This is a genomic window from Ruminococcus sp. RTP21484sp1_RTP21277st1_D2_RTP21277_210401, assembly GCF_040924225.1.
In the GTDB taxonomy this organism is placed as follows: Bacteria; Bacillota; Clostridia; order Lachnospirales; family Lachnospiraceae; genus Blautia_A; species Blautia_A faecis.
In genome coordinates this window covers 26,465-38,064 of sequence record NZ_JBCOMJ010000041.1, presented here as the reverse complement: position 1 = coordinate 38,064, position 11,600 = coordinate 26,465, and the positions used below count along the sequence as shown (strand labels likewise).

At 39.9% G+C, this 11,600-nt stretch carries 10 protein-coding genes; 9 read left to right on the top strand and 1 reads right to left on the bottom strand.

The window, feature by feature from the left end; genetic code table 11:
- Nucleotides 1-79 precede the first annotated feature (79 nt).
- The 6 genes from AB5706_RS20815 to AB5706_RS20790 all read left to right on the top strand — a co-directional run bounded on the left by AB5706_RS20815 (nucleotide 80) and on the right by AB5706_RS20790 (nucleotide 6,800).
- Nucleotides 80-760: a response regulator transcription factor gene (locus tag AB5706_RS20815; RefSeq protein ID WP_368366305.1), complete on the top strand. Its 681-nt coding sequence runs from the start codon at nucleotides 80-82 to the stop codon at nucleotides 758-760.
- Nucleotides 736-2,001, top strand: a complete 1,266-nt coding sequence (locus tag AB5706_RS20810; RefSeq protein WP_173735088.1) for a sensor histidine kinase — start codon at nucleotides 736-738, stop codon at nucleotides 1,999-2,001. The genes AB5706_RS20815 and AB5706_RS20810 overlap by 25 nt, the downstream gene beginning before the upstream one ends.
- Nucleotides 2,002-2,114: 113 nt before the next feature.
- Nucleotides 2,115-2,789: an ABC transporter ATP-binding protein gene (locus AB5706_RS20805; protein ID WP_006426335.1), complete on the top strand. Its 675-nt coding sequence runs from the start codon at nucleotides 2,115-2,117 to the stop codon at nucleotides 2,787-2,789.
- Nucleotides 2,786-5,215 (top strand): ABC transporter permease, encoded by a 2,430-nt coding sequence (locus AB5706_RS20800; RefSeq protein WP_173771804.1) that lies wholly within the window; start codon nucleotides 2,786-2,788, stop codon nucleotides 5,213-5,215. Before AB5706_RS20805 ends, AB5706_RS20800 begins: the two co-directional genes overlap by 4 nt.
- Before the next feature lie 133 nt (nucleotides 5,216-5,348).
- On the top strand, nucleotides 5,349-5,720 hold the full coding sequence (locus tag AB5706_RS20795) for a TnpV protein (RefSeq protein ID WP_173735086.1): 372 nt from the start codon (nucleotides 5,349-5,351) through the stop codon (nucleotides 5,718-5,720).
- 318 nt (nucleotides 5,721-6,038) lie between these two features.
- On the top strand, nucleotides 6,039-6,800 hold the full coding sequence (locus AB5706_RS20790; protein WP_173735085.1) for a helix-turn-helix domain-containing protein: 762 nt from the start codon (nucleotides 6,039-6,041) through the stop codon (nucleotides 6,798-6,800).
- Nucleotides 6,801-6,847: 47 nt separating this feature from the next.
- Here the strand turns inward: AB5706_RS20790 and AB5706_RS23260 are convergent, their stop codons facing one another.
- The gene (locus AB5706_RS23260; protein WP_302199063.1) at nucleotides 6,848-6,988 is read right to left on the bottom strand and encodes a hypothetical protein; all 141 of its coding nucleotides are present in this window, start codon (nucleotides 6,986-6,988) and stop codon (nucleotides 6,848-6,850) included.
- Nucleotides 6,989-7,164: 176 nt separating this feature from the next.
- Here AB5706_RS23260 and AB5706_RS20780 point away from each other — a divergent pair, with 176 nt between their 5' ends.
- The 3 genes from AB5706_RS20780 (at nucleotide 7,165) to AB5706_RS20770 (ending at nucleotide 11,592) form a co-directional block, all read left to right on the top strand.
- A complete protein-coding gene (locus AB5706_RS20780) occupies nucleotides 7,165-8,298 on the top strand; it encodes an ROK family transcriptional regulator (protein ID WP_334286017.1) in 1,134 nt (377 codons plus the stop codon).
- Nucleotides 8,299-8,932: 634 nt separating this feature from the next.
- The gene (gene ltrA, locus AB5706_RS20775) at nucleotides 8,933-10,327 is read left to right on the top strand and encodes a group II intron reverse transcriptase/maturase (RefSeq protein WP_173735084.1); all 1,395 of its coding nucleotides are present in this window, start codon (nucleotides 8,933-8,935) and stop codon (nucleotides 10,325-10,327) included.
- Nucleotides 10,328-10,563: 236 nt separating this feature from the next.
- Nucleotides 10,564-11,592, top strand: a complete 1,029-nt coding sequence (locus tag AB5706_RS20770) for a zinc-dependent alcohol dehydrogenase (RefSeq protein WP_118581284.1) — start codon at nucleotides 10,564-10,566, stop codon at nucleotides 11,590-11,592.
- The last annotated feature ends 8 nt before the right edge of the window (nucleotides 11,593-11,600 follow it).

Sequence of the window (11,600 nt, the reverse complement as noted above, 5' to 3'; positions counted from 1 at the left end):
AATCTGCCCTTTTGAAATGAGTTTTTAGCAGGATAATATAAATGTGTAATATCTAATCTTAAGTTTATGATGTTGAGGTATACTCGTGGTTGAAGATGATGAAAATTTAAATCGTGGAATTACATTCTCACTGAAAAAATCCGGATATGAGGTTTTTTCAGCAGAATCAGTGAAAAAAGCGAAAAGAATTGCAAGTGATAATAATGTGGATGTTACCATTTGTGATGTGAATCTTCCGGATGGGAATGGACTGGAATTTGTAAGGTGGATGAGATGCAATTATAATACATACATTATTTGTCTTACAGCACTGGATCAGGAGATGGATCAGGTCATGGGATATGAAGCAGGGGCAGATGATTATATTACAAAGCCGTTTAGTCTTTCGGTACTTCTTTTGAAAATAGAAGCATATTTCCGTCGCAGACAGGAGAAAACGGAAGCTGGAAAGATGATTTCGGGAGATATCGTATTTATCGCAGGAGAAATGAAAGTCCTGATAAAGAGTCGTGAAATCAGTCTGACAAAAACGGAGTTGAAAATGCTGACTTTTTTTCTTCAGAATCCGAAACAGATTCTTTCAAAAACACAAATATTGGAAAATGTGTTTGATCTGGAAGGGGATTTTGTGGATGAAAATACAATTGCTGTCAATATCAGAAGACTCCGTGAGAAAATCGAAGACAATCCGGCTGCACCGGTCTATATAAAGAATATCAGAGGTCTTGGGTATATATGGAATCAGGAGGTAAGGCAGTGACAAAGAGATATTGCAAGAAGATTACAGTAGTGCTCTCCTTGGTATTACCTGTCATATTATTGTTTGCAATATTAAATTGCTTTACCACGTATGTGTTTTATGAAGATTATAAATATAAAATGAATCTTATGACAGAGATTGCTGCAAAGGAAGAATTTTCCGGGCTGGATGCTGTTTCGGAATTGCTTAAGGATAAGGATATTGAAACTAACGAACAGGGAAGGCGATTATTGGAGCAATATGGATACTGGGGGAATAAAGGGAATGCATTTTATTCGCAATTCCGACATCAGGTTATGGTGACCGGTGCTGTAAGCACTGTGATATGCGTGCTTCTTTTAACTTTTTTACTTTATTGGAAGAAAAAAGAAGATGCGTGTCATCAGAAAATTTTAGACCAGTTGGAAGAAATTCTGATCAGATTCCGTGAAAATAAATTTGATGATTTACTGAAAATGGAAAATCATGCAGAACTGGAAAAATTGAATGACCAGCTTGAAGCAATCGGACATCATATTCAGTTGATAAAGGAAGAAGCAAGGGCAGAAAAGGAGAACACGAAAGAAATGGTTTCTGATATTTCTCACCAGTTAAAGACACCGGTTGCAGCTTTGGATACATGTTTTAGTGTGCTGATGCAGAATGACTTAAGTGCCACAGAACAGGAGGAGTTTCGTATCCGTTGTCGGAGTGCTCTGGATGGACTGGAGACATTATTGCAGTCGCTTCTTGAAATATCCAAGATGGAAACTGGACTGATTCAGATTAATAAGAAAAAGCTTCCGCTTATGGATACTGTCATATCTGCTGTGAACCGCACTTATCCCAAAGCGGATGAGAAAGAAATTGAATTCGTTTTTGACTATGAAAAAGAGCTGGAAACATGCACGATTATGCAGGATAAAAGGTGGCTTGGTGAAGCTGTGATCAACGTTCTGGATAATGCGGTCAAGTACAGTCCGTGTGGTTCAAAAATATTTATCCGGTTACAAAAAAGAAACGATCTTGTAAGAATGGAAATTGAGGATCAGGGAATTGGTATTCCGCAGAATGAGTATCACAAAATTTTTCAACGATTTTACAGAGGAAGTTCCAGGGAGGTCATGGAAAAGAGTGGTACAGGAATCGGACTTTTTCTATCGAGAGAAATTATCGAAAAACACGCAGGTACGATCACGGTAACCTCCGGCAAAAAGAAAAAAGGAAGCACGTTTGTGATTCAATTACCATATGTTGGTTAAATTTTAAGTGAGCAGAAATCTTACAATTCTGTAAGACTTCTGCTCGTTTTTTGAAAGTGAAATGAAAGATTGTCCTGATACAATCTGGATGTAGGATGAAAAGGAGGCAACACATGAGTGTGATATTAGAAACCAAGCAGCTTTGTAAGTTTTATGGCGCAGGTGAGAATCAGGTCAAAGCGGTCAATCAGGTGGACATTCAGATTGAGCAGGGAGAATTTGTCGCAATTGTTGGAAAGTCAGGTTCCGGTAAAAGTACATTACTTCATATGCTTGGAGGGCTAGACACCCCGACAAAAGGCAGTGTTACTTTAGCAGGGAAAGATTTATACAGGATGAAGGAAGATGCCCTTGCTGTTTTCCGCAGAAGAAAAATCGGATTTGTTTTTCAGGCATTTAATCTGGTTTCATCTGTTAATGTCTGGGAAAATATTGTACTGCCACTGGGGCTGGATGGAAGAAAAGTGGATGAAGCGTATGTAAATGATATTATTGCAACTCTGGGGATTGAAAACCGGATTTATAATCTGCCAAATCAGTTATCCGGAGGACAGCAGCAGAGAGTAGCAATTGCAAGAGCACTGGTGAATCGTCCGGAAATTATATTTGCAGATGAGCCGACAGGAAATCTTGATTCTAAGACCAGTGATGAGGTAATCGCTCTGCTTAAGATGACAGCAAAAAAATATGGACAGACAATTGTAATGATTACCCATGATGACGAAATTGCACAGGTCGCTGACCGTATTCTGGTGATTGAGGACGGACAGGTGGTGGATTTCAGATGAAGACAATAAGCAGGATTGCATATAGCAATGCCAAAAAGAACAAGACAAGAAGTATACTGATTATGATGTCCATATGTCTGACTACGATGCTGCTTGTGATTATCAGTACTGTGGGAAATGGAATGATCCGTTTGCAGAAAAGTCAGGCGGCAAGCTCATATGGAAGCAATTATGGCCTGTTTATCGCCGCAGATGGTACGCAATTAAAAGAAGTGGAACGCAGAGCTGAGATATCTGATATCGGCATCATGTGTACGGAGGGCATCCTGAAAGGAAATGAAAATGGCGGCTTTGTCAGTGCGGATGAAACGGTCAGGAAAATGCTTCCCTATAATCAGGAATATGTGTTGAAGGAAGGTACCTATCCGGAAAAGGCGCAGGAAATTGCCGCAGGACGCGCTTTCTTTGATGCAGTGGGATACCATGATGTAAAGGTCGGAGACATCGTAACATTGGAGTACCGTTCCGGCATGCAGTCGGAATACGCACCGGTGGAATTTACTGTCAGCGGGATTTTATATGACCGGGATGAATATACCATCGAGGCTTCCTATGTTGTATTCGGTTCGCAGGATTTTTATAATGAGCGTGTTGCGGAGGGTGACAGGCAATATAATATCTATTTTACCTTGAGCGATTCTGCAAATGTATCTATGAATAATGTTGCGCCTGTTATAAAAGAAATCGCGGATTTCTGCGGCATTGACCAGAAAAACGTGATCATCAATGACCTCTACCTGCAGTGGGTATTGCAGCCGAGCTATGAAATGATTGTGGTTTGTGGAACCCTGATCCTCGGAATCGTGCTGTTTTCCGTTGTGGTCATTTATAATATCTTCCAGGTCGGGATCGCCCAGAAGGTTCAGGAGTACGGAAAAATCAAGGCGCTGGGTGCAACCAGAAAGCAGATGAAGCAGTTGATCTTTCGTGAGGGCATTCTTCTGGCGGTTCTTTCGATACCGCTGGGGCTGCTGTTTGGTTTCCTGATTGCAAAAGTCAGTTTCAACTGGCTGGTGGAGCAGGGAAATCTGGTATCGTCCGGAATCAAGAACCATCAGGTGCCTCTGTTTTCACTAACAATTATGCTCATCTGCATTTTTGTATCGTTTCTTACGGTCGTTTTGGCTCTGCGCAAACCCATGAAAATTGTTTCCCGGATTTCACCAATCGAAGCGACACGGTATCTTGACGGCTCCAAAACGCAAAAACAGGGCAGACGAAAAGGCAGAAAAGATGTCACCGTTTTCTCCATGGCAATGGCAAATGTGACAGGCAATCCGAAAAGAACCATTGCTACGATTCTTACCATGGGGCTTTCCTGTGTATTGTTTGTAATTATCTCTAATTATGTTGGAAATATTGACCCGGAGTACGAGGCGCGGATTGCAATCAACCATGGACAATTTGAGTTGCAGCTGGATTATTCCCAGAATTATGATGAAGCCTATTCGGAGAATAATCTGGACACAATCCTACAGAACAACCCACTGAATGATTCATTGATTAAAGAAATCAAATCCATCCCCGGTGTAACGGATGTACTGACGAGAGAAATCGTCTCTGCAGATCTGAACGGAACAAAATTTCCGGTTGCAATCGTAAATCAAGAGGATTTTGAAATGATGCGCGGGGATGGCGATATCGGTTCCATGGACTATGCACAGGCTGTCAAAAACGGGGATGTTTTCTTTGGCTGGTCCATGTGGATGGAAGCTGACGGGTATTCTGCGGGTGCACCGATTACATTCAACTTTGATAACGGAAGCGGAACCTATACCTATCATGGAAAAATCGCAGGCTCCTTTGTAAGCGCGGACACTTATCTGGTCATTCCGGAAGAAGTATACCGCTCTGTAGATCCGAAAGGGACATCTTATGGATACCTGTGGGTGGATTGTGCTAAAAAAGATGTGGCATCTGTAGAGCAAAGCCTGAATGACCTGCTCTCCGATACTTCTCATATCAAGCTGAACACCTATCACGCAGAATTGCAAACTGCAGAATACGCAAGCCGTATGATGAAGCTTGGCTGCTATCTGTTCATGGCAATTGTCGGTCTCATTGGGTTTATGAATCTGGCAAACACCATGATCATCAATATCACCACGAAGAAGCAGGAATATGGTGTATTACAGGCTGTGGGTATGACAAATAAACAATTAAATTTATGCCTGCAGTTACAGGGACTGATTTTTACGGTTGGCACCATATGTGTAGCACTTATCGTTGGTCTGCCACTTGGCTATGCGCTCTTTGCCTATGCAAAGCATAATGGAATATTTGGAATGAATGTCTATCATGTTCCAATTACACCAATTCTTGCTATGATTTTGCTGGTCAGTCTTTTGCAGATTGTGCTTTCCCTCGTTTTAAGCAGTAATCTGAAAAAGGAAACGCTGGTAGAAAGAATAAGGTATCAGGGATAGCAAGTAATATGTAATGAACTAGGTCTTAACGAAGAGGAGAAATAGATAACTTCCATTTTGTATGCTATCAAGGCTGTCCTGAAATATTTTGCGATGATCTAAGAATATCGCTGATTTCAAGGAGGAATAACACATGAAAAGCACATTTGAAAAAATAGGTGGAACCTACACACTGGGAGCAGACGGAATTTACTATCCGAATCTTGTCAGTACAGATGAAGAACCGCATTATGGGAAATATGGAATGATTCGGAAAACGTATCTGAAGGAGCATCGTCCGGCAATGTATTCTCTGTATATGTTGGAAGACAGATTAACAGAACATCTGAATGCTGTGGACGATGAAGCACAGGAGAGGATGGATATTCTGGTGCGTCAGATGATGGAGAAGCAAGGCGTTACGGAAGAATTGAAAGCTCGTGATCAGATGGTGTGGGTTGGAGCTGTAAATAATATCCGGAATGCAGCAGAAGAGATTGTGTTAAAAGAACTGATTTACAGGTAAACAAAGAGCTGAACAAGTAGGACGAAAAATCCTGTTTGTTCAGCTTTTGTGTTTATAAGGGGCCAAAGAAGCAAATTACAATTCTATAGAAAGTGATCTTTTCTAAGTTTCGGAAGGCTGGTTTTTTCCGTCATAGTTATAAGTTGACGATTTAATTATTCCATAGTATGGCTTAAAAAATATTCGAATATAACTTTATAGAAATAATCATAATGGGGAGATTATTTGATGAATTATGTGCTAATATTCTGCAATTCTACTGCTGGTCGATTGATTTATGCACACTCTCATTATAATATGTGTGCAGGAGGTGGATATATGTATCAGATTAGTAATGAAAAATTCGGTTTATTTGTAACCGAATTAAGAAAGGAAAAGAATTTAACTCAAAAGGATTTGGCTGAAAAATTATATGTATCAGATAAAACAGTTAGCAAATGGGAACGTGGTCTTAGTATGCCCAATGTCGTATTACTCATACCAATAGCTGATATATTAGATGTTACCGTTACAGAATTGTTACGTGGAGAAAAAATAGATACACAGAAAAATATTGAAAAAAAAGAAATCGAGGAATTGGTGGTAGGCTCTCTCGATATGGCTGTTAGGGATTCTATTCACCAGCATAGAAAAAACTGGATATTAGCATATTTGTTATGTTTTTTTATATCTATTACAGAAATTATTATGTTAGTTGTATCTGAAAGTTCGTTAGCTGAGATGAAAGGGGATATATTGCTGGTTACAGGGGGAATGCTTTTATTTGGTGCATGGTTTTGTTTCTTTGCAAAAGACATATTACCAACATATTATGATGCCAATAAGATAAATTATGTTTCACAAGGAATTTTTAGAATACATCTAGTTGGTTTATCTTTTAACAATGAAAATTGGATATACATCTGCACAACTTTAAAAATATGGACACTTGCAACGGTTGTTCTATATCCTCTTGCAGGTATTATAATAATCAATTGTTTCAATATAGCTTTATGGGATATTTTGAATAAAATTTTCTTAATTATGATATTAGGTGGTATGGTAGTTTCGATTTACATTATTGGGAAAAAATACGAATAATTAAATTACCTGTTATCGTTGTGGATAGTACTAATTTACAACATTCTTCATGGGAAATATGGAATGATGCAGAAGAGTGGTTCTGTTTCATAGGCTTTGATTCCGGTTGGCGTGACGGTGTTTGCTGTTTTCATATTGCCATAGCCATGATCTACAGCGATGATTTTTGTGTTTCTGAGTTCTCGCATAAAAAATACCTCCGTTTTCGTATTGATTGATTCAGCAGGCTGTACCGGTGTGGTACTGCTTTGCTGTGAGATAAGCATACGAAAATCGGAGGGAACAGTAACTATTTCTGAATGCAGCAAATTTTTATTATAGAACATTACTTTACAAGAAGAATAAAAAAGCATATAATTCTTTTATAATATATTTAATAAAAGAGGGTAAGAAAACGGAAAATAAAGATAAAAAAAATATAACAAGAAAAAAAATAATTAATTATGTTCTAAACAATCATGTTACATCCAAGGCAGAAATCGCAAAAGAGTTAAACTTGAGTATGCCGACTGTGTTAGCAAATGTGAATGACTTGTTAGAAAAAAGGGTGTTGGAAGAAACTGGGGAATATGCTTCAACCGGTGGAAGGAAGGCAAAAAGTATAGGGATTAATAAGTCATACTGTCATGCAATGGGAATTTTGATTACAGCGAATCATATAGAAATGGTATTAGTAAATCTTGGAGATGAGATTATAAAAAAAGATCGCATCCGTTTAAAATTTACGGCTGAATTATCTTATTGTACAGAGGTGGCACAAAAGGTCAAAACTTTTCTGGAAGGCGAAGTAGCGAAGGACACGCTACTTGGGATTGGAGTGGCGATTCCAGGAATTATTGATCAGAAAGAACGGATTGTTTTAAAATCCCATGCTTTAGGTATAGAGAATTATAGTCTGCGCTTTTTAGAGCAGGCTCTGGAAATTCCAGCATATTTTGAAAACGATGCTAATGCTGCAATGCTTGCAGAAAAAAAGCAAAAGTATCCAAATGCGATATATCTGTCTTTGAACCACACATTAGGAGGTGCATTCTGCATAGATGGAAAGCTGTTTCGAGGGCAGAACCAGAAAGCAGGGGAGTTTGGTCACATGATACTCGTTCCCGGTGGAAGAAAGTGTTATTGTGGTAAATCAGGATGTGCAGATGCATATTGTGCTGCAAGTGTACTGACAAAAGATAACAGGCAGTCACTGGATGCATTTATGGAAAAAATTGAAAGTGGTAATGAAAAAATTTTGCAGAAATGGAATGAGTATCTGGATCATCTTGCTGTTTTGATATCAAATCTGCGGATGGCATATGATATGGATATCATACTAGGAGGTGATGTGGGAGGTGTATTGTCAGATTATATGATACCACTGGGAGAAAAAGTGATGGCATATAATGGCTTTGAGCACGATGTTTCATACTTGAAAAATTGTTCGTATAAGAAAGAAGCGTCAGCTGTTGGAGCCGCGAAATACTTTTTCACAAAACATATGGTAGAATTGTAGTAACTGTTCACAGGTAGGAATTTTCTGAACTGAAAATTCCGTACGGTACAGCTCCCACTGACAGGTTGCAAAGCGAATGCGGATGTCCGCTTTATATGTGTGAAAAACGAGAAGTTGTGTAAAATTAAAAAAAGAAATTATAGTAAAAAACGGAAAGAAAACAGTAACTACGGTTTCCTTTCCGTTTTTTTGCGTGGTGCGCCTGGCGGCGCACGTTTCTAACGGGTTAAAGTCCCGAATCCGCCCGGTAGTGGGAAGGATATAGCCGAAGGCAAGGGTGTCCATCGTGAGGTGGAATCTGAAGGAAGCCGGATGTGGGAACAGACTAACCCCGGGCAAATCTCTGGTCTGACGAACAGAAATCTCATATAAGGTTATGCATGAGGGTAAGACTGCCACCCAAGTCAAAGCCCAATAACTACACGGAATCCTGCGTGATAAATGAGGCAGATGGATGGAGAGGAAGAAACGTGTGGTACCCAGGGAGGTCTGTGCGGTACGCCTTGAAAGAGGTAACCATTGCATAAAGCAATGCTGAACGCACAGAAGTCAGCAGAGGTCATAGTAGCCGAGAGGTGAAGGACCGAATCAGTAGGAATCTTAAGTATGACCGAGAAAGGAGGAATGACCGTCTATGGCAGAAAACATTGAAAACAATGACTGTTCGCAGAGAGATAGTGCGGAACACGAAGGGTATGCAAAAGCGTCTAGGTCATTCAATCGGATATGGAAAGAAAGAGACAGTGCACAGCCGAGACTTTTGGAAGCGATACTGTATAAAGACAACTTTAACAGAGCGTATAAGAGAGTCAAGGCAAACAAGGGAGCGCCAGGAATTGATGGCATGACCATTGAGGAGGCTCTTCCATATCTAAAGGAACATCAACAAGAGATAACCGACCGCATTTATCGTGGAAAGTATACTCCGTCTTCAGTAAGACGAGTTGAGATTCCCAAACCAGATGGTGGTGTGCGAAAGCTTGGCATACCAACAGTGGTAGACCGTACACTTCAACAGGCAATAACCCAACAGTTAGTGCCAATCTATGAACCGCTGTTTGCAGAGGGTAGCTATGGCTATCGTTCGAACAGAAGTGCAAAAGACGCAATACTTAAGGTTAAGGAGTATGCCGAACAAGGCTATACATTTGCTGTAGTCCTTGACTTGTCAAAGTACTTCGATACTCTTAATCACGAAATTCTCATCAATCTTCTCCGAAAGAATGTAAAAGATGAACGTGTAGTACAGCTGATAAAGCGCTATCTGAAGAGCGGTGTAATGGAAAACGGAGTAGTCATTGACACAGAGGAAGGCTCGCCACAAGGTGGAAATCTATCACCGTTGCTGGCAAATGTCTACCTCAATGAGTTCGACCAAGAATTCTTGAAAAGAGGTGTTCCATGCATAAGATATGCAGATGACATCGTGCTTCTTGCAGAGAGCAAGCGAGCATCAGAGAGACTCTTGGAAAGCAGTACAAAATATCTTGAGGAGAGGCTGAAACTTACAGTCAACCGAGAAAAGAGCCGTACTGTCAGCGTGTTTGCAATCCGAAATTTTAAATTCCTTGGCTTTGCATTGGGAAGGAACGGAAAAGGCATTTATGTCCGAGTTCATACGAAGTCATGGAAGAAGTTTAAGTCTAGACTGAAGGAGTTATCTTCCCGTAAGCGATGTCAGTCAATCAAGCCAAGCCTTGAGAAGATTAAGGTATATGCGAGGGGATGGCTTAACTATTACGGAATTGCAAGTATGAAGAACAACATAGATGACGTCAACGGATGGCTCTATCACAGAATACGTATGTGTATATGGAAACAATGGAAATTGCCCAGAACAAAGAAGAGAAATCTGATAAAAATGGGAATCCATGAATATTATGCGAACATGGCGGCAAACTGTCGAAGGGGACACTGGTATTGTGCCAATCTGACGACAGTTAAGAAAGCCATGACAAAAGAAAGACTGATAAACAGTGGCTTCTATGATTTAGCCACAGCCTATCAGTCTGTGCACGTCAACTATTGAAACCGCCGTGTACCGAACGGTACGCACGGTGGTGTGAGAGGACGGCGGTTAGTCACCGCCTCCTACTCGATTTAATTGTGAAAAATATACAAAAAATGTATTTTAAAATTATGAAATGTATAAAAATATGAAAAAACATATTGACAAATTGTGTTTACATTGTAATAATGTAATTACTTTAATAAAACATTTTATAAAACATAGAATAAAACAACATGAAAAAGGAGGAAACAATTATGTTACAACAGGTAATGACAAATCCAGGAGAAATTATTTTCAGAGAGGTTCCGGTTCCGGAGGTAAAGGAAAATCAGGTTTTGGTAAAGATTATGAATATTGGTGTTTGTGGATCAGATATTCATGTTTATCATGGAAAACATCCGTTTACAAAATATCCGGTAACACAAGGACATGAGGTTTCCGGTGAGATTACAGAATTTGGAAAAAATGTCACAGAGTTTCATGTGGGACAGAAGGTGACGATAGAGCCTCAGGTATATTGTGGACATTGCTATCCATGTCGTCATGGAAAGTATAATCTCTGTGAGGAATTAAAAGTAATGGGATTTCAGACGACAGGAACAGCATCTGAGTATTTTGCAGTGGATGCATCTAAAGTAACACCTATTCCAGAAGATATGTCCTATGAAGAAGGCGCTATGATTGAACCTCTTGCTGTGGCAGTTCATGGTGTAAAACAGATAGGTGATGTGGCTGGCATGAATATTGCAGTTCTTGGAGCAGGACCGATTGGAAATCTCGTGGCACAGGCAGCAAAAGGAATGGGGGCAGCGAAAGTGATGATCACAGATATCAGTGATCTTAGACTGGCAAAGGCAAAAGAATGTGGAATTGATGTGTGTGTGAATACCAAAAATAAAGACTTCAGTGCGGCAATGCTCGAAGCATTTGGACCGGACAAGGCGGATGTGATCTACGACTGTGCCGGAAACAATATCACAATGGGACAGGCAATTAAATATGCAAGAAAAGGAAGCACGATTGTACTGGTGGCTGTTTTTGCAGGAATGGCAGAAGTAGATCTTGCAGTGGCAAATGACCACGAACTTGACATTAAGAGCACGATGATGTACCGCCATGATGATTATATAGATGGAATCAGATTGGTAAATGAGGGCAAAGTTCATTTGAAACCGCTCATCTCAAAGACATTTGCTTTTAAAGATTATCTGAAAGCATACCAGTATATTGATGATAACCGCGAAACAACGATGAAAGTAATTATCAACGTCAGTGAAAAGTAAGGAGTTCG

What these genes read in the sequence shown, in the direction of transcription:
- AB5706_RS20810 (WP_173735088.1), top strand. Translation starts at nt 736, where the DNA reads ATGGAATCAGGAGGTAAGGCAGTGACAAAGAGATATTGCAAGAAGATT.
- AB5706_RS23260 (WP_302199063.1), bottom strand. Translation starts at nt 6,988, where the DNA reads ATGCGAGAACTCAGAAACACAAAAATCATCGCTGTAGATCATGGCTAT.
- AB5706_RS20770 (WP_118581284.1), top strand. Translation starts at nt 10,564, where the DNA reads ATGTTACAACAGGTAATGACAAATCCAGGAGAAATTATTTTCAGAGAG.
- AB5706_RS20795 (WP_173735086.1), top strand. Translation starts at nt 5,349, where the DNA reads ATGAAAAGCACATTTGAAAAAATAGGTGGAACCTACACACTGGGAGCA.
- AB5706_RS20805 (WP_006426335.1), top strand. Translation starts at nt 2,115, where the DNA reads ATGAGTGTGATATTAGAAACCAAGCAGCTTTGTAAGTTTTATGGCGCA.
- AB5706_RS20800 (WP_173771804.1), top strand. Translation starts at nt 2,786, where the DNA reads ATGAAGACAATAAGCAGGATTGCATATAGCAATGCCAAAAAGAACAAG.
- AB5706_RS20790 (WP_173735085.1), top strand. Translation starts at nt 6,039, where the DNA reads ATGTATCAGATTAGTAATGAAAAATTCGGTTTATTTGTAACCGAATTA.
- ltrA (WP_173735084.1), top strand. Translation starts at nt 8,933, where the DNA reads ATGGCAGAAAACATTGAAAACAATGACTGTTCGCAGAGAGATAGTGCG.